Origin of the sequence: Kitasatospora sp. NBC_00374 (assembly GCF_041434935.1) — a bacterium.
GTDB lineage: Bacteria > Actinomycetota > Actinomycetes > Streptomycetales > Streptomycetaceae > Kitasatospora.
Genome location: NZ_CP107964.1, coordinates 1465687 through 1491153 on the forward strand (window position 1 = coordinate 1465687; position 25467 = coordinate 1491153).

General features: G+C 71.3%; 14 protein-coding genes. 3 read left to right on the top strand and 11 right to left on the bottom strand.

Annotation, left to right across the window (positions count from 1 at the left end):
• Positions 1-57: 57 nt before the first annotated feature.
• Positions 58-1035, bottom strand: a complete 978-nt coding sequence (locus tag OG871_RS06680) for a GlxA family transcriptional regulator (protein ID WP_371494955.1) — start codon at positions 1033-1035, stop codon at positions 58-60.
• A gap of 324 nt (positions 1036-1359) precedes the next feature.
• Between OG871_RS06680 and OG871_RS06685 the strand changes: the two genes are divergently transcribed.
• A complete protein-coding gene (locus OG871_RS06685) occupies positions 1360-2511 on the top strand; it encodes a lactonase family protein (RefSeq protein WP_371494956.1) in 1152 nt (383 codons plus the stop codon).
• 92 nt (positions 2512-2603) lie between these two features.
• Here the strand turns inward: OG871_RS06685 and OG871_RS06690 are convergent, their stop codons facing one another.
• The 9 genes from OG871_RS06690 to OG871_RS06730 form a co-directional block, all read right to left on the bottom strand.
• Positions 2604-3584: a zinc-binding dehydrogenase gene (locus tag OG871_RS06690; RefSeq protein ID WP_371494958.1), complete on the bottom strand. Its 981-nt coding sequence runs from the start codon at positions 3582-3584 to the stop codon at positions 2604-2606.
• A gap of 84 nt (positions 3585-3668) precedes the next feature.
• Positions 3669-4253 (bottom strand): TetR/AcrR family transcriptional regulator, encoded by a 585-nt coding sequence (locus OG871_RS06695; RefSeq protein WP_371494960.1) that lies wholly within the window; start codon positions 4251-4253, stop codon positions 3669-3671.
• A 96-nt stretch (positions 4254-4349) separates the two neighbouring features.
• Positions 4350-4955, bottom strand: coding sequence for a flavin reductase family protein (locus tag OG871_RS06700; RefSeq protein ID WP_371494962.1), 606 nt, complete (start codon positions 4953-4955; stop codon positions 4350-4352).
• Positions 4956-5168: 213 nt separating this feature from the next.
• Positions 5169-5966 carry a hypothetical protein gene (locus OG871_RS06705; RefSeq protein ID WP_371494963.1) on the bottom strand — a complete coding sequence of 266 codons (798 nt, stop codon included), beginning with the start codon at positions 5964-5966 and terminating at the stop codon, positions 5169-5171.
• 3 nt (positions 5967-5969) lie between these two features.
• The gene (locus OG871_RS06710; protein ID WP_371494965.1) at positions 5970-12467 is read right to left on the bottom strand and encodes an RHS repeat-associated core domain-containing protein; all 6498 of its coding nucleotides are present in this window, start codon (positions 12465-12467) and stop codon (positions 5970-5972) included.
• Between the two features lie 161 nt (positions 12468-12628).
• Positions 12629-16936, bottom strand: coding sequence for a LamG-like jellyroll fold domain-containing protein (locus tag OG871_RS06715; protein ID WP_371494967.1), 4308 nt, complete (start codon positions 16934-16936; stop codon positions 12629-12631).
• A gap of 440 nt (positions 16937-17376) precedes the next feature.
• On the bottom strand, positions 17377-20094 hold the full coding sequence (locus tag OG871_RS06720; protein WP_371494969.1) for a cation-translocating P-type ATPase: 2718 nt from the start codon (positions 20092-20094) through the stop codon (positions 17377-17379).
• A gap of 53 nt (positions 20095-20147) precedes the next feature.
• Positions 20148-21101, bottom strand: a complete 954-nt coding sequence (locus tag OG871_RS06725) for a polyphosphate kinase 2 family protein (RefSeq protein ID WP_371494971.1) — start codon at positions 21099-21101, stop codon at positions 20148-20150.
• A 231-nt stretch (positions 21102-21332) separates the two neighbouring features.
• Positions 21333-23075: a SulP family inorganic anion transporter gene (locus OG871_RS06730; RefSeq protein ID WP_371494973.1), complete on the bottom strand. Its 1743-nt coding sequence runs from the start codon at positions 23073-23075 to the stop codon at positions 21333-21335.
• 200 nt (positions 23076-23275) lie between these two features.
• Here OG871_RS06730 and OG871_RS06735 point away from each other — a divergent pair, with 200 nt between their 5' ends.
• Entirely contained in the window at positions 23276-23719 is a 444-nt protein-coding gene (locus OG871_RS06735) for a nuclear transport factor 2 family protein (protein WP_371494975.1), read from the top strand.
• Positions 23720-23897: 178 nt separating this feature from the next.
• Here the strand turns inward: OG871_RS06735 and OG871_RS06740 are convergent, their stop codons facing one another.
• A complete protein-coding gene (locus OG871_RS06740; RefSeq protein ID WP_371494977.1) occupies positions 23898-24251 on the bottom strand; it encodes a gamma-glutamylcyclotransferase family protein in 354 nt (117 codons plus the stop codon).
• A gap of 321 nt (positions 24252-24572) precedes the next feature.
• Between OG871_RS06740 and modA the strand changes: the two genes are divergently transcribed.
• Positions 24573-25370, top strand: a complete 798-nt coding sequence (modA, locus tag OG871_RS06745) for a molybdate ABC transporter substrate-binding protein (protein WP_371503230.1) — start codon at positions 24573-24575, stop codon at positions 25368-25370.
• Positions 25371-25467 lie beyond the last annotated feature (97 nt).

Sequence of the window (25467 nt, forward strand, 5' to 3'; positions counted from 1 at the left end):
GCGGCGGTCGGCGGGGCTCAGGAGGTGGGGCGCAGGAGGTGGGGCGCGAGCCGGCGGTCAGAATCGGCGGCGGTACTCGGCCGGAGTGGTTCCCAGACGTCGCTGGAAGGAGCGGTGCAGGGTCTCCACCGAGCCGAGGCCGCTGGCGGCGGCGATCTCCGGGAGACTCCGGTCGGTCTCCTCCAGCAGTCGGCGGGCGGCCTCCAGCCGGGCGGACTCCACGTAGGCGGCCGGCGTGGTCGCGGTGCGCCGGCGGAACAGCCGGGAGAAGTGGCGCACACTCAGGTGCAGCCGCGCGGCGAGTGCCTCGGCCGAGAGGTCCTCCGCCAGATGCTCGGCGATCCACACCCGCAGGTCGTCGATCCGGTCACCGGCGGAGGTCTGGACGGAGAGCGGCACGCTGAACTGGCTCTGCCCGCCGGAGCGCTTCACGTACATGACCATCATCCGGGCGGTGGCCAGCGCGAGCGCCTGGCCGTGGTCCTCGGCGACCATCGCCAGCGCCATGTCCATCCCCGAGGTGACACCGGCGCAGGTCCACACGCCCCCGGCCCGGATGAAGATCGGATCGGGGTCGACCGCGACCTGCGGGTGGTCGGCCGCCAGCCGGGCCGCGGTGAGCCAGTGCGTGGTGGCGGGCCGGCCGTCGAGCAGCCCCGCGGCGGCCAGCAGGTGTGCGCCCGCGCAGATCGACCCGACCCGGCCGGCCCCGGGCGCCGCCGAACGCAGCCAGTCGGTGACCCCCCGGTCGATCACCGGTTCCACCCCGTCGCCGACCAGGTCGACCGCGCCGGCCACCAGGAGGGTGTCCACCTGGCCGGCCACCTCGTCGAGGGTGAGGTCGGCCAGCAGCCGGACACCGCTGGAGGTCGGCAGCGGTCCGCCGTCGGCCGTCGCGATCTGCACGACGTAGCCGGGCCGGCCGGGCCCGGCGACCCGGGTGGCGACCGAGAACACCTCTGCCGGCCCGGTGACGTCCAGCAGTTCGACGCCGGGGAACGCGGCGATGACGACTCTGTGGGGTGGCTGGGGCATGCCCTGATCATTCCGCCCGATCCGTGACGGCCGCAATGACGAGACTCTGGCGGATTCGGCCATCCCCGTGGATCGGCCCGGGCCGCCGGGCAGGACGCACGGGTACGCCCGCAGCGCCTCCCTCAATTCCGACATAGCGTCACATAAAGTCACGCAGGGGCACCGACGACAACCCCGCCTCAAGGATCCCGGGGCCGGCGTCGGTGCTCTTCCCACGCCACGACCCGGGGCCCCTCCACGACGCCAGGCATCCGAACGCGACCCGAGCGGTCCCGTCCCCCGCACGTCGCACCAGGTGCCCCAGCTCCCCGAGAGGCAACACCCGTGCAGAGGATCACCCGTCTCGGTGCCGCGGTCGCCACCGCGCTCGCCGCCACCGCCGCGCTCGCGCCGTCCGTCCCGTCCGCCGCCGCGGGACACGGCGGCGGACGGCCGGGGCACCACGTCCACCACGCCGTCTTCGTCCAGACCGACAACCCGGCGGGCAACCAGATCGTCGCCTACCACCGCGAGGACGACGGGCGGCTGACCCAGTCGGCCGTCTACGACACCGGGGGCCTCGGCGGTGTCCTGGGCGGATCGGTCGCCGACCACCTGGCCTCGCAGGGCTCCCTGACGTACGACGAGAAGCACCGCCTGCTCTACGCCGTGAATGCCGGCAGCGACACCGTCTCCGTCTTCGCGGTCGAGGGCGAGCACCTTCACCTGTGCCAGGTCGTCGCCTCCGGCGGCAGGTTCCCGGTGAGCATCGCCGTCCACCAGGACGTGGTCTACGTCCTCAACGCGCTCGACGGCGGTTCCGTGCAGGGCTACACCGTCGCCGACGGGGAACTCGCCCCGGTGGCGGGCTGGCACCGCGGCCTCGGGCTGGACCCGAACGCCACGCCGCAGTTCACCACCACTCCGGCCCAGGTCGGCTTCACCGGCGCCGGCAATCAGCTGGTCGTCACGACCAAGGCCAACGGCAACAGCATCGACGTCTTCAACCTCGACCGCACCGGAGCGCCCGCGGCCGCTCCGGTGGTCACCACCGACCCCGGCGCCGTGCCCTTCGGGTTCGTCCAGAACGGCCGCCACGGCCTGTTCGTCACCGAGGCCGGCCCCAATGCCGTGGCCACCTTCACCATCAACGCCGACGGCACGGCCACGAAGACCGCGTCCGCCGCCACCGGCCAGTCGGCCACCTGCTGGATCGCCGCCGCCGGGCGCTTCCTGTACGCGTCCAACGCGGGCACCTCCAACCTCAGCGGCTTCCGCGTCGGCGCGCACAGCCTCCTGACCTCGCTCGGGACCACCGCGACCAACCCGGGCACGGTCGACGCCGCCGCCACCCCGGACGGCCACTTCCTCTACGTCCAGACCGGTATCAACGGCATCGTGGACGCCTTCCGCGTCAACGGCGACGGCTCGCTGACCGCGCTCGGCTCCTCGACCGTCCCCGGCGCGGCGGGCGGCGAAGGCATCGTCGCGCTCTGAACCCACGGCACACGGCGGGTGAGCCGCGCCTCCCGGAGCCTCCCGGGAGCCGCGGCTCACCCGTACCCGGCCGGGGTGGCACCGGGACGGACTCAGTCGAGGACCACGACCATCTTTCCCAGCGCCCGGCCCGCCTCCATGACCCGGTGGGCTTCGACGACCTCGTCGAACGGGAAGACCCGGGCGGGACGGGCCTTCAGCACGCCGGCCTCGACCTGGGCGTAGATGTCGTCCAGCGGCACGGCGGAGAGCGGGAACGCGGGGGTGCCCAGGACGAACGCGCTGCCGAAGAAGCTGAGTTGGACACCGCTGGGCAAATCGGCGATCGGGTCGAAGTCCGCCACCGGGGCGAATCCTCCGAGGAAGCCGACCTGGCAGACCCGCCCACACGGTCGGACTGCGGCCAGCGAGTCGCGCAGCACACTGTTGCCGACGACGTCGAGCACCGCGTCGACGGTGATGTCCCGCCGGGCGATCTCGGCCGCCAGGCGTCCGTCGTCGATGAGCACCTCGGCGGCGCCGAGTTCCTTGAGCAGCGGTGCGTGCGCCGGGTCCCGGGTCGTCGCGAGCACGTTGGCACCGTGCTGGACGGCGAGGTTGACGGCGGCCTGCCCGAGTGCGGAGGTCGCACCGCGGACCAGCAGCGTCTCGCCGGGCATGAGGGCGAGGTTGCCGCGCAGGGCGCTGAACGCCGTGGCGTACACCTCGGGCACCGCCGCCAGGTCGGCCCAGGGCAGCTGCGAGTGCACCGCCACCACGTTGGTCGCGGGGACGGTCACCAGTTCCGCGTAACTGCCGTTGCGGGTCCGGCCCATACCGCCGAGGATCGCCACCACCCGGGCCCCGACGGGGAGTTCACCCGAGGGGTCGGCCTCGACCAGGCCGGCGCACTCGATGCCCGGAACCGCGGCGACCTCGCCCCAGGCGCCGCTGCGCATGTAGGCCTCGGCGTGGTTCAGGCCGAAGGCCTTGACCCTGATGAGCACCTCGCCGGCGGCGGGCACCGGGTCGGGCAGGTCGGTGGCGGTGAGCACCTCGGGGCCGCCGTAGGCGGATATGACCAGGGCCTTCATGTTCGGGTCTCCATTCTTGATTAGTCATTCAAGTATTGGGCCGACGAAAGGGCCACCGCGCACGGTGGCCCGCCTGCCGACCCGTCAGGCGAGGGCGAGGAAGGCGTTGTCGACGATCGCCCGCAGTACCGTCTCGTCGGGGTTCGCCTTTCCCACGACCATCAGCCCCTGGCAGGTCGCCACCAGCAGCTTGGCACTGCCCGTCGCGTCGAGCGAGGGCCGCACCTCGCCCCGGCGGGCCGCGTTCTGCAGCGCGTGGGTCATACAGCGCTCGAGCCGGGCGAGATGGCCCCGCACGACCGCCGCCGCCTCGTCGTCCTCGGCGGCCTTCTCGATCGCGGTGTTGACCAGGAGGCAGCCCTGCCGCCCCTCGGGACTGAGCAGGTCACGGACCAGTCCGTCGAAGTACGCCCGGATCTCGGCCACCGAGGCACTCGCGGCCTCGAGTTCACCCAGCTTCTGCGGAACGACCAGTTTCGAGTAGCGCTCCAGCGACTTGACGAAGAGCGCGTGCTTGCCGCCCGGAAAGGCGCTGTAGATGCTCCCCGGCTTGACCCCCGTCGCCTTCACCAGGTCCTCGATGGACGTGGCCCGGTAGCCGCGCTCCCAGAACCGCAGCATCGCCTGGTTCAGGACGGTGTCGGGGTCGAACTCGCGCGGTCTGGGCATGCGGGAAACAATACATGAGCGGTCATTCAAGAACAAGGGCTCCGCGTTGCAGTGGCGACGCCGAAGGGTCCGGCTGGGGCCGGCCGAACAGGGCGACTACGACTGCCGCTCGCCCCGGTAGGGCACCCGGGCGATCGAGCGGATGCCGGCCGTGGTGCCCCACTGGTCCCTGCCGAGCCGGGAGAGCGGGCGCATCCTGGTGATCTCCGGGTGGCCGTCCACCAGCACCGCCTCGTCCACGGCCGCGTGCACCACGCGGCCCAGTACGAGCGTCGAGTCGCCGAGCCGGACGGTGCTGTGCAGCCGGCACTCCAACGCGACCGGCGACGCCGCCACCCGGGCCGGCTTCACCAGCAGGGACGGCTCCCGCTCGACGCCCACGGCGTCGAACTCGCCCTGGTCGGACGGGAAGTCGGTGCCGGTCTCGTTGATCTGCTCGAACATCGCCTCGGGCGCCATACTGACCACGAACTCACCGGTCGCCTCGACGTTGCGCAGCGTGTCCTTGCGGCCGACCGAGGTGAACTGGACGATCGGCGGCGCCACGCAGGAGATGCTGAAGAACGAGTGCGGCGCGAGGTTGTCCACCCCGCTCGCCGACAGCGTGGACACCCAGGCGATCGGCCGGGGCACCACGACGGCGGTGAGCAGCCGGTAGAACTCGTCACGGCCCACGGTCTCGGGATCGAAGTCGACGCGCATGGCAGCCAGTATCCATGATCGCGAACGCCCGGATCCCCGCTCCCGGCCGCAGCGGCGCCAAACCCCACGATCCGGTGAAACGGGCCCCGGGTACCGGCCGGGCCCTTGGCGCCGCACACCTGCGTCGTGCTGCTGCGTCATGCCCTGAGACAAGGACCCCCGGATGCGGCATTCCGCCTCCGGGGGTCCTTGTCAGCCTTGTCAGGGGTCAGGTCACGGCGCCTCGACGCGCGCGGCGACCTCGTTCCGACACAGTCGGCCGTCGACCCACAGGGCCAGGTCGACCTCCTCGAAAGCCGTTCCGACCTCCGTCAGCAGGCGCTCGGTGAAGCCGAGCAGCTCCTCCGGCGTGCCGGACCACTCGGCCGTCCGTGCCGCGGCCCGGAAGCCGGGCCGCTCGGCACGCAACGCCAAGGTCTCCGTCACCGCGTCGCCCGCCGTCTCCGCGTCAGGGATGAACCGGCCTGGCGGGCACTCGTGGAACAGCGGCCCGAGCCGGGCGGCCGCGGCCGCCCGGTCGGCCGCTCCGGCCAGCGAGAACCGAGGCGCGAACGGCTGCGCCGCGCTCCCCAGCCACAGCTCGATCTCGGTCCCGCGCATCTCGTGCGGGTCGATCCGGTAGCTGTAGGAGCCGTCGGCGTCGAGACTGAAGGCCGTCTCCAGAGCGGCCCAGGCACCGTGCAGCCGCGACACCACCGACCGGCAGAACGCACGCAGGGCGGCAGTGCTGTCCCCGTCCTCGTCCGCCGTCCGATCGATCGTGACGTGCAGGTAGCAGTCGTAGGAGCGCTCCGCCGGCCACTCGGGCGAGGGCTCCCCCACCGCGGGACCGAGCCGGTCGCCCGGGTCGGTGCTCATCCGGAGGCTGAAGAGCGAACCGTCCGGCCCGGTGGCCTGCTGCCAGAGCACGACTGACGGGTCCTCCGACAGGCCCAGCGCCGTGGCCACCTGTCGGGTGGTGAGGGCACCGCCCGTGTGTCGCCGTACCAGCACGGCCGCGTCACTCGACATCGCTCAGCACCCCCAGCCCTTGCAGGTCGGTTCGCTGCCGATCTTACCGGAGATGAGCCAGCCACCGACGTCGCCGCGGGCCCAGATGGAGTACTCGGAGAAGTCGGAGCTGCTGTTGGCCAGGTAGCTCTTCAGGCTCTTCATCGCCGTCTCGGAGCTGTAGTTGTCCGGGAGCCGGATGTAAGCGCGTTCGGCGCCCTTCGCGTTGGACTTCTTGAGGTTGTCCTGGACCGCGCCCTTGCCGCTGCCGGGAGCCTTGAACTCCGAGGGCACCCCGTCCACCTTCGCGTCCGGGGTCTTGACGTTGGCGTCACTGCTCTCGGGGATCGCGACCACCGTCGACCCGCCCATCGCCAGGTCGAAGGCGATCTGGTACTCGCCGTTGCTGAACGCGTAGGTGGTCAGGTTGCTGCCCTGCTTGGTGAGCGTCTTGAACCGCTTCGGGTCGAACGGGATGGCCGACTCGTCGATGCGGTTGGCGGCGTCCTTGACGGCCCTCTCCAGGAACGCGGTGGTGGACATGTTGCCGTAGCCGCAGCCGTCATGGGCCTCCCGGTGGCAGGTCTGCCGGTTGATCTTCTCGATGTCGGCGAGGTACTTCCCGATGATCGGGTTGTCCGGCTGCAGCAGCCAGGCGATCCGTGCCTCGTGCCACTTCTTGCGGTTCTCCGAGGTGTTGGTCACCACCTCCGTCGCCGGAGTGGTGGGCACCACGGGGTGGCACAGCGAGGTGCACTGCGGGCCCCGGGTGGGCTCGTGGAAGACTCCGCCGAGGCCGACCCAGCCGTGTTCGGCCATGTCGTTGCTGGAGCAGTCGTCCGCGCACATCTTGCGGCCGTCGGCGTCGGTGCTGCCGACCGGGTTGTCACCGGAGTAGCTGTAGCCGTTCAGTTCCTTGGGGCTGTCCGGGGCGAAGAGCGGGTCCACGCTGATGAAGCGGCCGGCCGCCGGGTCGTAGTCGCGCGCCCCGAGGTGGGTCAGCCCGGTGGGCTCGCCGACCCCGCCGAGGAAGCCGTGACTGCCGGACCAGGTCGCGGGCTTGGTGCCGCGGGCCTCACCGAAGGGAGCACTGCGGCGCTGCGCCGTGCTGCCGGTGACCGTGTCGATGTTCAGCTCGGCGGTGCCGTGGTGGTCGACGATCTGGACGGCGACCTTGTTGTCGTCGGTGCGGACGGCGGCCGCCGCGCCGAGCGAGTAGTAACGCGTCGCGGTGGGCTTGGCCGCACCCTTGGTGAGGGTCAGCTCCGTGCTGCCCAGGTAGAGGGTCCACTGCTCGCCCGCGGGGGCGGCGCTGTCCAGGACGTGCGCGGTCAGCCTGCTGCCGGTGACGTCGTAGAGGTAGTCGGTGGTCCTGGTGGTCGTGCTGCCACCGTTGACCAGGGTGTCGACCACCTTGCCGAGACGGCCCTCCGCGTCCCAGGTCAGGGCCTGGTCGCTGGTGCCGCCGCCGGTGAGCTGCCGGTGCCGGGCGATGGTGTTGCCCGCGAGGTCGTAGCCGTCCGACTCGGTCTGCACCCCGGTGCCGCTGGTGCTGCGCAGCGTGTGCGGCTGGGCGGCCCCGGCGGCCGGGTAGTTGTACTTGGTGGTGACGTCCTTGCTCGCGTCACCGGTCGGGTTGTGCTGGGTCTGGATGTCGCGGGTGCTGTCGCTGCGGTAGCCGAAGCTGGTCCAGTACGGAGCCGGGCCGCCCAGTGACCTGGCGTCCGGTACGGCCGGGCAGCTTCCGGAGCTCGGCGTGAACGCCTCGGTCAGCCGGACCAGGTGGTCGTACTGGAAGCACTGGCGGTCGGTGCCGCCGCGCGAGGTGTCGGTGATCGACGTGACGTTGCCGGCCTGGTCGTACGTGTAGGTGGCCGCGCGCAGGGGCGTCGCGACGCCGTACTGGTCGGTGCGCGAGGCGGTGAGCCGCTGGGTGCCCCACTCGTACGCGTTGGTGACGTAGACCTGCTTGCCCGGCGTCCCGTCGGAGAGGGTCGCCTGCATCGGCTTGCTCGTCAGGCTGTAGGTCTGCCCGGCGAGGTAGCCGCTCAGGCCGCCGGCGGTGGTGAGGCGGTGCTGGGTGTCGTAGCCGAAGGCCACCGACTCGGCGGGGAGGTTTCCGGCGGCCGGGTAACTCGTGCTCTGCGGCTGGTCGTCGAGGCGGTAGACGGTGCCGCTGACGTAGGAGCCGGCCAGTGCCTCCTGTCCGGGCACGGAGGGGACGGACACCGTGGTGCGGGTGGCCCGTCCGAGCGGGTCGTACAGCGACCAGGTGGTCTTGTACTGGTACGTGCTCGACCCGACCGTGAGGTAGCGGGTCGCCGAGGAGATGAGGCCCTTGTTACCGGCCGGGTCCCAGATCTGCGAGGTCAGCAGGGGGCCGGTGGCCGAGCCGGACCGGGTCTCGATCTGGCGGCCGTGGTTGTCGTAGACGTAGGCCAGCGTCTGGTTGTTGCCGTCGCGGCTGGTGGTCAGGAGGCCGCTGTCGTCGTAGGTCTTGACCGAGGTCCCGGAGTCCGGGTCGACGCTCTTGACCAGGCGGCCCTGCTGGTCGTACGTCCAGGTCCACTGTGTGCTGGCCTGGTCGGTCAGCCTGACCATGTGTCCGGCCGGGTCGTAGGCGTAGCCGACGCCGTCGTACGCGCCGGTGGCCGTGTCGGCGTGGTACTGCCGCAGTTCGGTGGTCAGGCCCTGCGCGTTGCTGATGGTCGTGGTCGGGGTCGCGCCCTTGGGCGGGGTGACGGTGACCCGGTCGCCGCCGTACTCGGTGAGCGTGGTCGAGATCGGGGACCCGACGCCGTTGCCCGCGAGGACGGTGGACTTGACGACACGTCCGAGGCCGTCGTAGGTGTTCGCGGTCTGGGTCTCCACACCGGTGGCGTCGTCGACCTTGAAGAGGGTGGCCGAGGGGGAGCCGGTGGCGTAGTAGGCCGCGTAGGCGAGGGCGGACTGGCCGCGCTCGTCGTAGAAGGTGTCGGTCAGCACCCGGCCGCCGTTGTCACCGGGTGCCTGGGTCTGGCGGGCCCGGCCGAGGCCGTCGTAGAGGGTGTAGGCGGTGTCCTGGGAGCCGTCGGCGTTGAGCGACTTCGTGGCGACGGCCCGGATCTGGCCGTCGAGGTCGGCGTAGGCGTACTCGTGGTTCGGGCTCTGGCCGGTCGACCGCGAGCGGTTGGGCTGCCAGACCTTCAGGGTGCGGCCGAGCGCGTCCAGGAGGACGTCGGTGCGCCGGTTGTTGGCGTCGACGGTGTCGACCGCCTGGCCGCGGGCCAGGTCGTAGTCGGTGACGGTGGTCATGGCGGTGGCCGGGCTGCCCCTGGTCACCGGCGGGCCGGTGACGGTCACCTTCGTGGGCCGGCCGGTGGCCGGGCTGTAGCCGGTGCTCGTGGTCTGGGCCAGCGGGCTGGCGGTGGTGACCGGCGCGGTGGCGTCGGTCGTGTCGAACACGGAGGTCGACGCGAGCTTGGTGGTGCTGTCGGCCCGGCCGTAGGCGTCGTAGTGGGTCGCGCCGTCGAGGTAGGTCGCGACCTTCCCGGAGCGGGACTTCAGCGTCTCGACCAGGGTGCTGTCGCCCACGGTCGGGGCGGCGCCGTAGGCCTGGCCGTCGTAGCGCAGGCGGACGTCCGAGAGGACGGCCGAGCTCCCGTCCGGCCGGGTGTCGCGGTCGACGTCGGCGCCGCAGGCGGCGGCGACGGTCTCGGTGCGGATCGTGCCGACGAGGATCCACGCGGAGGTGTTGTCGGCGTAGGTGGTGCGCGTGCACTTGTCGTCGGTGCCGACGTCGGCGTCGCCGAGGTCGTCGGACTGCACGACGCGGCCGTAGCCGTCGAAGGTGCTGTCGGTGCGGGTCTCGCGCCAGGAGGCGCCGGCGCCCTGGTCGAGGGAGGTGAAGGAGCGGCTGGTCCGGGTGCCGGTGAGGTTGGCGGTGGTGGTGCCCCAGTCGCGGACGCTCTTGGCGGTCTCCTTCTTCCAGGGCGTGCTGACGGTCTTGGAGAGGACCTTGCCACCCGGCTTGTCGTACTGCTCGGTGCGGTACTCGAAGGCGGAGAAGGCGTCGTCGTCGGTCAGACTGGTGCCGTGGCCGTCGTCGACGGCGACCGTGCGCTTCTTCGTCTTGTCGGCCGGGTCACTGCGGTCGCCGTCCATGCCGCGCAGGAAGTAGTGCTCGGCCTGGGTGGACATGCCCGAGACGCCGCCGGTCTCCACCCGGGTCCGGGCGTAACCGCGCCACTGGGACCAGGTCTTCAGCTTCTCCTTGGTGATGCCGTCCTCGTCGTCGAAGTGCCAGGCCGGGTCGCCGAGGTAGGTGTAGTGGGTGACCATGTCGGGTGCGCCGCCGGTGCGGTCCGTGGCGATGACCGAGTCGACGACGTACTTGTTGAACCACTCCGTGGTCACCGGTGTCTCGTTGGACGCCTGGTACTGCTGTGGGAAGCAGCGGGTGGTGTTGGTCTGCGGGGTGGGCAGGGTGTTCCAGTCACAGGCGGGCGCGCTGTAGTTGACGTCCAGCTGGCCGCCGAGCTCGTCGGTGATGGTGCCCAGGCGCTGCTTGATGAACGGGGCGCGGCCGTCACCGACCTTGTCGAGGCGGTTGGTGAGCTGCTTGTACGCGAAGGTGGTCTTCGGCAGCGTGATCGACGGCGTGGCCGAGGAGCCGGTGTGCTGGACGGACTCCAGCAGCAGCTGGTAGTCGACGTCGGCGGTGCCCCACTTGTGGTTCAGCGACCAGGAGTCGATGTCCTTGTAGGAGCCGTCCGACTGCAGGGTCTTGGCGACGATCTGGGTCAGCCGGGTGCGGGTGAAGAAGGTCGGGGCGACCTGGGTGGTGCAGTCCTTGCCGGTGCTGCAGTTCTGGTCCCACGGAGTGTCGTACCAGTACTGCCGGTTGGCGTCGATCTTCGCCGGATCGCAGAGGCCGGCCGTGCTCTCCAGGCAGCGCTCCGCGGTGCCGAAATCGACCCGGGCCATCGGCTTGACGGTGCCGGAGTGGATGTCGGCCTGGCGCTGACCGTAGTCGAGGTGGTCCAGGTGCCCGCCGCGGACGTAGGGGGTGCGGTCGGTGGCCTTGAGGTTGCGGCCGTAGTTGTTGGTCTCGGGGGTGTACCAGTAGGTGATGTCGTTGCCGTGGCCGTCGACGACGAGGTCGAGGTTGAAGCGCCAGCCCTGCTGGCACCACGACGACGCGAAGTCTGCGCCGTGGCACGGCTCTCCGGCGTTGTTGCCGAAGACGGGCACGGTGTAGACGGACTTGGTCTCCGGCTTGCCGCTGCTCCAGTTCGGGAGGCGGTTGTAGCCGAAGTAGTAGTTGGTGCCGTCGGTGGTGGTGGCGCGGAAGTACTCGCCGTCATTGTCGCCGTTGCCCCGGTTGGTGTCGCGGACCCGGACGACCTTGGTGTTGTCGTCGCCCTTGAGCCGGAACTCGTCACCTGAGACGGGGATCAGCTCGCCGGAGTGGCCGGCGAAGCTGATGGTGGCGTTGTCGGTCGCCCAGCACAGGTCGCCGGGGTAGTTGCCGCCGGTCTTCACGCCGTCCTCGGCGCACGCCTTGTAGGTGCGCTCGACGAAGCCCGGGGACAGGTCGAAGCCGTCGCCGGCCCAGGAGGCCTGGTTGTTGCTGTTGGCGGTGCGGCCGTCGATGCTGCCGGAGCTGTAGGAGAGGCCGAGCTTGGGGGTCAGCCCGCCCGGCATCGCGGTCAGCGGCATCTCGTAGGACCAGGAGAACGAACCGCTGTTCAGCGAGGTCGACCACGAGGACGCGGCGGACAGCGGGGTGGCCTTGTAGTCGCCGCCGGGGCCGGCGCTGCCGGTGGTGGCGGCGAGAACGGCTCCCCCGCCGGAGGTGGACTGCAGGCTCATGCCGCCGACGGGGGCCGGCGCCGCGATGGCCACGGCGTCGGCGGTGACGGTCTGCTTCTCCAGGTCGTTGCCGCCGGGCAGCGGGGTCTGGACGCGGCACTCGGGCAGGTCGGGCGTGGTCAGGACGCAGGCCGGGAGCTGCACGAGATGCAGCCGGGCGCCGAAGCCGGCGCCACCGGCCTGGGCGAAGGAGCTGTAGTCGACACTGATGTTCGCCTGCGTGCCGTCCGCGGTCTGCGGGGCGGCGACGCTCAGCAGTACGCCGGAGATGCCGGCCTTCCGGGCGAGGTCCTGGCTGAGGACCTGGACGTCGGCGTTCTTCGCCGCCTGCGAGGTGCCGGTCGCGGTGAGGGTGACCGGCAGTTCGCCGGCCTTCACTCCCTTGCCGGCCTCCCCCGGGACGGTGACCTTGGCGCCGCCCGCCTTCGGCCAGGCGGCCTGCTTCGCGGCCGGGGCACTGACGGTGGTGTCGGCCTTGCGGCCCTTGGCCTTCCCCGCCGAGCCCTGTACCGGCTTCTCGGCCGACACCGCCGACGGCTTGGTGTACTCGGCCGCGGCCGCACCCACTGCCAGTGGCAGCGTGGGCAGCAGTGACCCGACCAGTGTCGCGGCCACCAGGGCCGAGATCCTGGGCCGGGACCGCCGTCCGGCAGCCCTTTCCCTGCTCATCAGATTCCTCCTGATACGCGCGCCCGTCACGTTGCGGGCACGGAGAGTGACAGCGGCGGCCGACAGGCTGGCGCCGCCGTTGGACCGCCTGCCGGCGCGGCAGGCGGAAGACGGAGACGCGGGCCGGGCGGCAGCTGCCACCCGGCCCGCGCAGGGACCGGTCAGGGACCGGTCGTGGTGTCCAACTCGGTGTTGTAGTCGGCGAGTCGGGCGATCTGGGCGGCGCTCAGCACGCCCTGGAACGCCCAGACGTCGTCCAGTTCACCGGAGAAGTACTCACCGAACGTGCCGGTGGCCTTCGCCCGGCCGAACTGAAGCCCGCCGGTGGCGTCGAACGGCCGCACCGCCTGGGCCCACGAGGTACGGCTGGTGCAGTCCGCCGCGCCGGTGGTGCAGACCTGGTTCTCCAGGTCGCCGTTGACGTAGAGGCTCAGCCGGCTCGAGAGCGCGTCGTAGGTGAGCGCCAGGTGCGTCCAGTTCTCCAGCACCGACGGGACCGCGGAGTGCACGACGACGGTGCGGGCGGCACCCGCCGCGTCGGTGCCGGCCAGCACGGCCTGCCACTCGCCCAGGTGCTCACCGGTGTTCGGGTCGTCCTTGAGGTAGTGCCAGCGCAGCGTGGCCGCGTCACCGGTGGTACCGCCCTGCGAGAGCACCGTCATGTCCCTTGTCGGGGAGCCCGCGGTGTTCGCCCAGCCGGCCAGCGTGAAGCTCTGGTTGGTGTGCACCGGTGCGGCGCCGGTGGCTGCGAAGCCGGTGGTGCCGTTCAGCTGCAGGGTGCCCGGGGTCACGTACAGACCGCCGCCGGCGTTGATGGTGGCGCCGCCGCCGAGCTGTGCGGCCGGCTTCGTCGGCCCCTCGCCCGGGGTCGCGGTACCGGCGACGGTGTTGAGCTTCCACCGGCCGGTGAGCTGCGGGCGCTGGGCCACCAGGTCGGCCGCCTCCGGGCCGGTGACGACCCGGTCGTAGATCCGCAGGTCGTCGATGTCACCGCCGAAGAACTCGCCGTTGGCACCCTCACGGCTGACCGCACCCAGCTGGAGCGGGCCGGGCTCCGCCCACGGCGCGTTCTGCGTGTAGTCCGCCTCGCCGACCAGGAAGCCGTTGATGTAGAGGCGGGTCTTCTTCGCGACCGTGTCGGAGACGCCCAGCAGGTGCGTCCACTGGTTGTCCGTGCCGGCGAAGCACGGCACCCCGTTCACCGTGCTGCCCGCGGCGCAGTCCGGCTGCATCGCCCGCACCAGGGTGTCGGCGGCGGTGTCCTCCTTGTACCGGCCGAAGATCCACCGCTTGTAGTAGGCCGAGTAGTACAGGGAGAACTCGCTGTTGTGCCGGCCGATCTGGGACAGCGCGATCTTGGCCGTCCCGTCCGTGTCGGCGAGCTTGGGCAGCCGCACCCAGGCGGAGACCGCGAAGCTCCGGGCCCCGTCGACCTGCGGACGGGCGGTGCGGGCGTACCCGCTGGTGCCGTCGAAGTGGACGGCCTTGCCGGCCGTCCCCTGAACGCCGGCCTGGACGCCTCCGAACGTGGTGAGGCTGTCGGACTCCGGGTAGCCGGCCACGGTCGCGGCGCCCGCGTCCTCGTCGAGGTGCCAGACCGCCTTGGCGGGCAGGCCCGCGGTCAGCGGGCGGTCGGCGGCGACCTCGACGGCCTCGGCCGCGGAGAGCGGCCGGTCCCAGACCTTGACCTCGTCCAGGGACCCGGCCCAGAAGTCGGTGTACCCGCCTCGGTACGTGAGCCGGCCGATGTCCAGCGGTCCGCGTGCACTCCAGCTGACGGGTGCGGGGACGGTCGCGGTGGGAACCCCGTCGACGTACAGCGCCATGGTCTGGTTGGCGGAGTCGTAGACGCCGGTCAGATGGGCCCACTGGTTGAGCGGGGCGGGCGTCGGCGAGGCGGCGATCTGCCAGGCGTAGCCGGTGCTGTCCTTGGTGGTGCTGACGAAGGCCCACTTGCCGTCGCGCTCGCCCAGGCTGAAGGAGGACATGTAGGTCCCCTCCTGGGCGATCGCCATGCGGTTGTGGGTGGCGTCGGTCAGGTAGACCCACGCGGAGAGGGTGAAGCTCCTGGTGGTGTCGAGGACCGCGCCCTGGGTTCCGGCGTAGGAGGTGGAGGTCCCGTTGAAGGCCGCCCCGGTGCCCAGGTGCCCGGGCGCCCCGGTCACCGCGCCGCCGCCCTTGGTGGCGTCGATCCGGGCGCCGGTTCCGGCGAGGGTGGTGCCGGAGGCCTCGTCCATGGTCCAGCCGGCGCGTTGCGGCTGGCCGTTCAGGACGCTGAAGTAGTAGGTCTCCAGCTGCGAGGCGTTGCCCGCCCCGTCCAGCGCCCGCACCGACAGGGTGTGCACGCCGGGTGTCTCCGGCAGCACGCTGATGGTCTGCGGGGCACCCGCCGTGGTGGCGACCTCGTGGGCCGCGGAGGCCGTGGTGTCCAGCCCCCACTGGTACTTGACGACGTCGGTGGCCGCCGAGTCGATCGTGAAGGCGCCGTACTTGCCGACGCCGTCCGTCCACGGCAGCGCTGCGGCGGCGTCCTTCGAGCCTGGGTAGGAGGCCGAGGTGACAGCCGGCCCGTCGGGCGCGGAGGTGTCGACGCGGAAGTAGCAGTTGGTCGCGTCGCCGACCGAGGACCACGGCCCCCAGCTCGCGCCGTCCCAGGCCCTCATCTCCCAGCCGTAGGCGCCCTTGGCGGGCGCGGGCATGGGCGGGACGGTCAGCGAGAACTGCGAGCCCGAGCCCTTGAAGGTGTCGGATGCGGGCGCCGCACCCGCCGACCCGGTCGACCACCACCGGCGGGCGAAGCCGGTGCCGTCGTCCCAGCCGACCGCGAACTGGACGCCGACGGCCTCACCGTCCGGGTCGTCGGCACGCGCCGTGATCTGGGGCCACTTGTTGATGGTCACGCCGGTCGACAGGCAGCTGCCGGGCGACATCGTCAGGCCGCTCATCGGGGTCTGGCGGGGTGCCAGGTTGTAGTGCACCCGCAGGAAGGCGTCGTCGGTCAGGCGCTTCCAGCTGTTGCTGTCGCCCTCGTTCTCGGCCTTGAGCCCGAACGTGGTCCACGACCAACCCCAGTTCGCGGCGTCCTGCACCAGGTCCTTGACCCCGCCCGAGGCGCCGCCGAACTCCAGCCAGCCACCCGGGCAGCTACCGCTCCAGCCCTTCGCCGCACTCATCGTCTGCAGCTTCCGGCTCCAGAATCCCGACGCGCTCTGACTGGTCCAGTTCGTCTTCGAGGACACCCAACCGGTGCTCCACAGCTCCACGTTGCTCGGAGAGCAGGACCACGAGTGGCTCTCGTAGGTACCGAACTCCGCGCTCAGGATCTGCTTCCCGATGAACGTCGACGTCGGGATCTGGAAGAACGCCCGCTTCACGTCCGACGGTGCGCAGCGGCTGGTGTCACCGCAGTATCCGACGCCCCAGTCGTGCACGTAGGAGCTGTTGTACGTGAAGTGCCAGTAGGACTGGGATGCGTAGTACCGCGACACACCCGCCCAGTCCGCCGCGTTCGGCGTGTTCCAGGCCGGGTCGATCATCACCGGGAACACCGTCGCCGGGTCGTCCAGCATCGTCTGGTCCGGAGTGAGGACCAGTCTGTCCTGTGCGAGCGGCAGGTCGACCTTGATCCGGGCGACCTTCGCGCCCTCACCCGGCAGCAGGTCCGGCGCGGGCAGCGCGGCGGACTCCTGAGCCGGCGCTGCGAGGGTCCTCGACTTCGCCGCCGGGGCGGCGGCCGCGGCCGCTGCCGCCTGGGCGGCAGCCGGGCCGGAGGAGTCCCACATCACCGGCGTGGGCGCCTCGAAGACCGTCCCGCCGCCGTTCCTGTCCACCGCGGTCAGCGAACCGTCGGCGGCCTGCTTGACCGTCAGGCCGTCGCCCTTCAGGCCCAGCCGGAGCTGGTCCAGTTCCGGGTTCTTCGCCGCCGCCGCGGTGTGCACCACGACGATCTGGCTGAACCCGGTCCGCGTCGCGGTCAGCTTCAGGTCCACGTCCGGCAGGATCGAGCGGTACTCCGCCGTGCTGCCGTCCACCACCGGCTTCGGCAGGGCCTTCGGCCACGACAGCTTCAGCTCCTTGCCCGCCGAGGTCATCCGGACCAACGGCTGCGAGCTCCCGCCGCCGGAGAACACCACGTCGGCGGTGGCCGCCTTGGGTGCCACCGAGCCGTCGGCGCGTACGCTCAGCGACGGATCGACGTCCACCCAGCCGCCGGCCCTGCGGACCCGGTGCGGTTGCACATACGTCGTCGCCACCAGCTTCCCGTCCGGCTGGGCCACCACGTCGCTCGTCTCGGTCCGCTTCGACGCCACCTCGACCGGCTTCCCCGACCGCTTCGCCTCCGCGACCGCCGCGACCTCCGCCGCGTCGGTCGAGGTGACGCCGGCCGGCGTCGAAGCCGCCGGCGATCCGTCAGCGGCGGACGCGACGCCCGGGAGCAGGCCGGAGCCGATCAGTGCTCCGGCAGCCACGGTCGCGGCAATCCATGCCCGCGTCGCCCGTCTCCACTCTGTACTTGCCACCGTCTTCTCATCCCCGAATTCTTAAGATCTTCTAATGCGGAGCAGATCTTCGTAAACCATCGAACCGGGTGTCAACACAAACCGGGAGGTCAGAGAGGTGGACCCGCCACGGATCGAGTGGAGTAAGCGTGACCATGCCTGCCAAATCTGGACAATGTGAAAGCAAAACGTGTGCTAAGTCACACGGGCTGGTGACGTGCGGTCGGAATCGCCCGAAATGCCATGTTCGAGCGGCCGCGCGAGCTTCGACATTTCGGCTGACTCGGTGTCAGCAGGCTTTTCTGAATGGGGTGACAGCGCTCACCGGCGTAGCGGGCGGGCGGCCGAGGATCGCGGCGGCGGAGGGCCGGCGCACCGGGTGGTGATCAAGCCCGCCACGTGGCCGGGTGTCAGGCGGCCGTCGACGTTCGGCGGGACAGGAGCTTGCCCAGCTCCCACAGGAGCAGGAGTGCGACGGGGGCGAGCAGGGCCCAGCCGAACTGGGCGAGGGTGATCTCGGTGGTGCCGAGGATGCGGCGGAAGGCGTCCATCTGCGTCACCAGGACCGCCAGGACGAACTCGGACAGGGCCGCCAGGTTCATCGGTCTGCTGTCGAACGTGCCGGTGCTCAGCACGGTGGCGCGTTCGCTGCGGCATTCGTAGGCCGCCACGATCAGGCAGAGCGCGAAGGCGGTGAAGGCGATCGAGCTGCCGGTCTTCACGCTGCCGTAGTGGTGCTCGCCCAGTTTGATCAGCAGGAGCAGGGCGACGGTGACGGCCAGTCCGCTGAGCCCGACGGTGACCATGACGGACCTGGTCAGCAGCGATTCGCCGCGCGGGCGCGGGGTGCGCCGCATCAGGCCGGGGCTGGCCAGATCGAAGCCGAGGGCGAAGCCGAAGGGCGCGTTGACGACGAAGTGGATCCACAGCACCTGCGGCGGGGTGAACGGCTCACCGGCGGCGATGTTGAAGAGGGTCGCGCCGAGGAAGGTCAGGACGAAGGTGACCAGGAGCATCAGGACGAACCGGATGTACTTGGTGAGGTTGTCGTAGAGCTTTCGGCCCTCCTCGACGGCGTACACGATGGTGGAGAAGTTGTCGTCGGAGAGGATCATCCGGCCGGCGTTCTTGGCCACGTCGGTGCCGCTGCCCATGGCGATGCCGATGTCGGCGGCCTTGATGGCGGGTGCGTCGTTGACACCGTCGCCGGTCATCGCCACGACCTCGCCCTTCTTCTTGAGCGTGTCGGCGAGCAGGACCTTGTGCTCGGGCGCGACGCGGCCGACCACGCCGATGCCGTCGATCCGGGCCAGCCGCTCGTGCTCCGGCATGGCGGCGAAGTCCGCTCCGAGGATCGCCCCGCCGGGGATGCCGAGCTGACGGGCGATGGCCTCGCCGGTGGTGACGTCGTCACCGGTGACCATGCGGACCCGGATGTGGGCGGCCTGGGCGCTGGCCACCGCCTCCCTGGACTCCGCGCGGGGCGGGTCGACCATGCCGACCAGGCTGGTCATCCGCAGGTCGGTGACGAGCGCGAGCAGGTCTCCGTCCGGGTCGAACTCCGCCGGGTCCAGGTCGCGCTCGGCCGCCGCCATCACCCGGCGGCCCTCGCCGCCCATCCGTTCGGACTGGGTCTCCGCGCGACCCCGCAGGTCGGCGTCCCAGGGGACGGTCCGGCCGTCGGCGAGCGCGGTGGTCGCGCGGGCCGTGACGGCGGGCGCCGCGCCTTTGACGAAGCAGCGCACCACCGGCCGGCCCGTCGCGTCCACGGCCGAGTTGAAGGTGGCCATCAGCTTGTACTCGGGGTCGAACGGCAGGGTGGCGAGCCGGGGGTAGCGCTCCCGGGTGGCGCCGATGTCCAGGCCGGCCTTGTGGCCGAGGACGAGCAGCGCGCCCTCGGTCGGATCGCCGACCACCGTGCCGTCCACCAGCTCGGCGTCGCTGGCGACCAGGTACGGCAGGATGGCGTCCTCGATGCCCGCCGAGGATCCGGCGGCGTGGTGGATCCGCCCCTCCAGTCCGTAGCCGCTGCCGGAGACGGTGAAGCGGTCGGTGGGGCTGAGGACCTCGACGACGGTCATCTGGTTCATCGTCAGGGTGCCGGTCTTGTCGGAGTTGATGGCCGAGGTGAAGCCCAGGGTCTCCACGGACGGCAGTTCCTTGACGATGGCGTTGCGTCTGGCGAGGTTGAGGCTGCCGACCGAGAGGATCACCTGGGTGACGGTCGGCAGGGCCTCGGGGATGGCGGCGATGGCCAGCGAGACGGCGCTGACGAACAGGGTGTCCCAGGCCTGGTCGCGGCTGCGGCCGAGGGCGAACATCACCACCATGGTCAGGCCGGCCGCCGCCGCGATCCACAGGGTCAGGGTGTCGAGTTCCCGGGTGAGCGGCGTCTGCTCCTTCTCGGTCGCCGAGAGCATCCCGGAGATCTTGCCCAGTTCCGTCCCGGCGCCCGTCCCGGTGATGATCAGTACGCCGCTGCCGTGGGTGACCGGGGTGTTCATGAACGCCATGGTGGACTGGTCGCCCGGGCCGAGCCGCTCGCCCGTCAGGGTGCCCGCGTCCTTCACCGCCGGTACGCTCTCGCCGGTCAGCGCCGACTCGTCGATCTGCAGCGAGCTGGCCCGGACGATCCGCCCGTCCGCGGGGACGGTGTTGCCCGCGGCGATCAGCACGACGTCCCCGACCACCAGCTGTTCGGCCGGGATCTCCGCCTCGGCCCCGTCCCGCCGGACCCGGGCCGTGGTCTTCATCATCGACCGCAGCGCGTTCATGGCGCTCTCGGCCTTGCCCTCCTGCCGCAGACCGACGACCGCGTTGAACAGCGTCAGGACGATCAGCAGGATCGCCGTGCTCCACTCCTTGATGGCCAGTGCGACCACCGCCGAGGCGACCAGGATGATCTGCATGTAGCTGCGGTACTGGTCGAGGAAGCGCAGCCAGCCCGGCCTCGCCTTCTCCTCCGGCAGTGCGTTCGGGCCGTTCGCGGCCAGCAGGTCCGCCGCCCGGGCGGCGGAGAGCCCGGCCTCCGGGTCCACGCCGAGCCGTGCCGCGACCTCCTGGGGCGGTGTCGCGTACCAGGGCCGCATGGCCGGGCCCGCCGCCGGCGGTTCAGTCTGTGCCGCCATGCCCGCACCTCCGATGCGTCGCGTTCCTCACGGCGGGCCGGCCGCCGCGGTGCTCAGGCACGGTGCCCGGTCCGGTGCCCGGCCGCGTACGGGTCGCGCTCGGCGCCCTCGGGGGCCTGCTGCTCCAACTGCCGCTTGGCGGCCCGCAGCTCCTTGCGGGCCTTCTTGCCGACGACCGGGTAGCGGGGGTCGATCTCCATCAGCGTGTGCGCGAGCACCGCGGCGGCGCAGATGCGCGCGAACCACTTGCGGTCGGCCGGCACGACGTACCACGGCGCCCACGGGGTGCTCGTGGCCGAGAGCATCTCGGAGAAGGCGTGCTGGTAGTCGTCCCACCGCTCGCGCTCGCGCAGGTCCGCCGCCGAGAACTTCCAGTTCTTGTCCGGCAGGTCGATCCGTTTCAGGAAGCGGGTGCGCTGCTCCTCCTCGGAGAGGTTCAGGAAGATCTTCACGACTCTGAACCCGTTCGCGCAGAGGTAGCGCTCCCAGTCGTTGATCTCCCGGTAGCGGCGCGTCCAGACGTCCCGCCCCTTCGCCTCGGCGGGCAGCCGCTGCCGGTCCAGGTTCTCGGGATGCACCCGCACCACGAGGACCTCCTCGTAGTGCGACCGGTTGAAGATCGCGATGTCCCCGCGGGCCGGCAGGCGCCGCGCGTAGCGCCACAGGTAGTCGTGGTCGAGCTCCTCGACGGAGGGCACCTTGAAGCTGCTGACGTGCACGCCCTGCGGGTTGACCCCGCTCATCACGTGGCGGATCGTCCCGTCCTTGCCGCCCGCGTCGATCGCCTGGAGGCAGAGCAGCACACCGTAGGTGTCCTGGGCGGCCAGCCGTGACTGGTACTCGGCGAGCAGGCCGACGCCGGTGCGCAGCAGTTCGGCGCCGTCCCGCTTCTTCAACCGGGCCTTGTAGCGGGGGTCGAAGTCCTCGGCGAGGTCCACCCGCGAGCCCGGCTCCACGCGCAGCGGCTCGATGAACTTCGCGATCCGTCTGGCCTGCTTGTCCGACATCGCCGGTACCGCTTCCTCTCGGTCCGCGACGGCTGCGGGTCACCGGCCCGGCCCCTGTCCCGGTCCCTGCCATCGCCGTCGCCGCGGCCGGCCGGCGCCGCTGCCCGGCGGGCGGCCGCTTCCGCTGCCGCGTCGATCCGGCCCACCGTCCGGTGGACGTCGGTACCTGCCACCATCCGGCCGACCGTCGGGGCCGTCAAACCGGGAGCCGCCACCCGGGGGACGTCCGCCTCACTCCGGGTCCGCCGGCCACGTTTCCGGGCCGCTGCCAAAGGCCCAGGATTGGTAGGCGGCCACGGCCGTGGGCAGGGTGGGAAAGATCCGGTCCTCGCCGACGGACCCGGTCAGCCCGTATGCGTCCAGCTCGGCCCGCAGGTCCTGCTTGACCCGGGCCAGCGCGAAGACGATGCCGCGTCCGGCCAGCTCGATCCGGAGCGCCTCCACCGAGTCCAGCGCGGTGATGTCGACCTCCACGTTGGCCTCCGTGTTGAGGACGAACCAGCGCACCGGGCCGCTCTCCTCGGCGACCGCGGCCAGCGCCCGGCGCCGGAAGTCCTCCGCGTTGGCGAAGAACAGCGGCGAGTCGTAGCGGTAGACGACCAGCCCGGGCACGGTGCGGGCCTGCGGATAGTCGTCGATGTCGTGCATGCCGGGAACACCGGGCACCAGGCCCTGGACGGCGTCGTGCGGGCGGGCCACCCGGCTCAGCAGCTCCGCCACCGACAGCCCCACGGCCACCAGGACCCCGTACAGGATGTCCAGCGCCAGCACCCCGACCAGGCAGCCGACCGCCAGCAGGAACTCCCGGCGCCGGAACCCCTTCAGCCGGCGCAGCCCCGCCACGTCGATCATCCGGATCGCGGCGAAGACGACCAGTGCGCCCAGCACCGCCGTCGGCGTGTACTTCAACAGCGGGCTCAGGAACAGCAGCACGGCGAGCACGGCCACGCCGGCCGTCAGCGCGTACGCCTGGGTGCGGCCGCCGGCCGACTGGGCGAGCGCGGTGCGGCTGGCGCTGCTGCTCACCGGGAAGCCGTGCAGGAATCCGGCGCCGAGGTTGGCGCCGCCCAGGGCGAGCAGTTCCTGGTCGGCGTCCAGCTGCTCGCCCTCGTCGCGGGACTCGAAGGCCCGCGCGGTGAGGATCACGTCGGTGTAGCCGACGAGCAGCACGCCGAGGGCGGGCAGCAGCAGGCGGTGCACCTCCCTCAGGTCCGGCAGGGAGGGGCTGGGCAGTCCGGCCGGGATCTCGCCGATCACCGCGATGCCGTGCTCCTGCAGACCGAACACCGCCACCACCGCCGTGCCGAGGACGACGGCCAGCAGCGGTCCGGGGAGGCGGGGAAGGAAGCGGTTGACGGCGAAGAGGAAGAGCAGCGCCGCCGCGCTGAAGACCACGGTGGCGGTGTCCGCCTCCGAGAGGTGCCGTACGAAGTACCTCAGTTGCGGGCCGAACCCCTCGCCCTCCACGTCGACGCCGGTGAGCTTGGACAGCTGGTCGACCATCATGATCAGCGCGACCCCGGCCAGATAGCCGATCAGGACCGGCCGCGAGAGCAGGTCGGCGACGAATCCCAGCCGCGCCAGCCACGCCAGCGCGAACAGTACGCCGACCACCACGGCGAGGGTGGCCGCCAGCACCGCGTAGCGGTCGGTGTCGCCGCCGGCCAGCGGCCCGACCACGGTGGCGGTCATCAGCGCCGTCGTCGACTCGGGCCCCACCGACAGCAGCCGGGACGACCCGAGGAGGGCGTACACGGCCAGCGCCGGGAGGATCGCCCAGAGCCCCGCGACCGGCGGCAGACCAGCGACGCCGGCATAGGCCATGACCTGCGGTACGAGGTACGCCGCGACGGTGCCGCCGGCCAACAGGTCACCCCGCAGCCAGGCACGCCGGTAGTGCCTGAGCACGACGAGCCCGGGGAGCGAGGGAACGGAGGGGCGCCATCCGCCGTTCCGCGGGACAGGCTGCGCCATGAGTCTCCTTCCGCCCGATCCATGATGCGGCAGAGACGCCCGGCACCGGGGCAAGCCTCGCCCAGCGCGTCCGCGCCGGACGGACCGGGACCCTCCGGCCGCCTCCTGACGGCCGAGGGGGGAGGCTCCGGGGGCGACGGCCTGCGGACCGAACGGGCCGGGCCGCGCCGGAAGGCGGCGGTACCGGTACCGCTCCTAGCATGGACCGAGATGGTTTCCTCGACGGACAGGGGTGCCCGGTGGGCGAGCAGAGCATGATCGAGACGATCAGATCCGTCTACACGGCGTTCGGCAGCGGCGACGTACCGGGGATCCTGGCCAGGCTCGGCGATGACGTCGACTGGGCCTCGGAGACCAGCTCCACGGCGGCGCCGTGGTACGGCGTGCGCCACGGGAAGGCGGAAGTCGCCGAATTCTTCGAGCAGTTCGGTTCGACCATGGCCGTGGAGGAGTTCACCCCGGTGTCCTTCGCCGCGAACGACACCGACGTCCTGACCGTGGTGCGGATGCGGGCCACGCACCGGGCCAGCGGGACGCGGCTGGCGATGGACCTGCACCACCGGTTCACCTTCCGTGACGGGAAGATCGTCCACTACCGCGGCACCGAGGACACCGCACAGACCGAAGCGGCATTCCGTTCCTGACCGCTCCGGGCTCTCGTCACGGGGGTGCGGCATCAAGGGGAGGCAGGGCAGGCTCGCCCGCTGCTGTCAACCCCGCTGCACGGCAGGCTCCGCCCCGCGTGTGATCCGCAGGGGCGCCATGAGCAGGTGCCCCGGTGACGTGCAGTCAGGGGCGGTCGCCCCAGCCGGCGGTGCCGCCCTACGCGTGAGCGGCGAGGTACGCCCAGGCCTTCGTTCCCGACCGCAGGACGACCTCGGTCCTGGCGTAGTCGTCGACCTCGTAGTCGTCCGCTGCCGCGAGCTCGGCGTCGGTGATGGCGAAGACGCTGCCGTCCACCGCGTCGCCGCCCTCGGCGGAGGCCACGACCAGGGGGTGGAGGTTCGTGCCGCTGGTCGCGATCACCTCCGGGTCGGTGATCTCGACGTACGTGAGGCGGTAGCCGGGCAGTGCGTCGGACTGTCCTTCCAGATGCCGCCCGAAACGGGCGAGTTGGACCTCGGGAAGCTGCAGTGTGCCGTAGGAGAACAGCTGGTGGTACGCCTGCTCGGCCATCTGGAGGGGCCCTTCTGCGGTACTCGACAGTTGACGCTGGCGCCCCAACCTATCGAACAGGGTTCGGTCCTGACGACCGAGGGTGCGACCCCACACGGGCCGGGCAGGCCTCGCGGCCGGGGAATGGCCGGCCCGCCTTCACCGTGCGGGCGGGACCTGTCGGCAGTGTGGATCAATCACTCACACCATTGGGCGAATGCAAGACGAATGTGCCGATCCCCCTCGCAGATGCGGCCCTATGCTCGGCGCTACTGCGCACCGACCGGTGCCGTCACAGACGGGGAGAACCCAGTGCCGACCCGTACCATCCGCCGCCGGACCATGCGGTTGGCGAGTGGCTGCACCGCGGTCCTCCTGGCGCTCAGCGCCTGCTCCTCGAGCGATTCCGGCGCGTCGACGGCTTCGACCGCCCCCGCAACCGCTTCGGGGACGACGGCGGACGTCACCGGGACGGTGACCGTCTTCGCCGCCGCGTCGCTGAAGGAGGCCTTCACGGCGATCGGCACGCAGTTCGAGGCGGCCCATCCCGGCACCAAGGTGGTCTTCAACTTCGCGGGCAGCGACGCCCTCGCGGCGAGCATCGTGAACGGCGCCCCGGCCGACGTGTTCGCCGCCGCCAGCCCGGCCACCATGAAGACCGTCACGGACAAGGGCGACGCGGCGGGCACTCCGACGACCTTCGTCCGCAACCAGCTGGAGATCGCCACCGTTCCCGGCAACCCCAAGCACATCGCCTCGCTCCAGGACCTCGCCCAGCCCGGCCTGAAGGTCGTCCTGTGCGCCAAGGAGGTCCCCTGCGGGGCGGCGGCCCAGAAGGCCCTCGCGGCCGGCAACGTCCAGGTCACTCCCGCCAGCTACGAACAGGACGTCAAAGCGGCGCTGACCAAGGTCGAACTCCAGGAGGCCGACGCCTCCCTCGTCTACCGGACCGACGTGAAATCCGCTGCGGGCAAGGTCGACGGCGTCACCTTCCCCGAGTCCTCCTCCGCCATCAACGACTACCCGATCGCCACCCTCACCCACGCCCCCAACAGCACCGGCGCCCAGGCGTTCGTCGCCCTGGTGGAGTCCCCCGACGGCCAGAAGGTCCTCACGGACGCCGGCTTCCTCAGCGCCTGACGACGGATCGGTTCGGCCCCGGGGACGCACAGCGGTCACGCCAGGTCGAGCAGTTGCTCGTAGAAGCCGCCGAAGCCGCGCTGTCGGTCGACGAGAT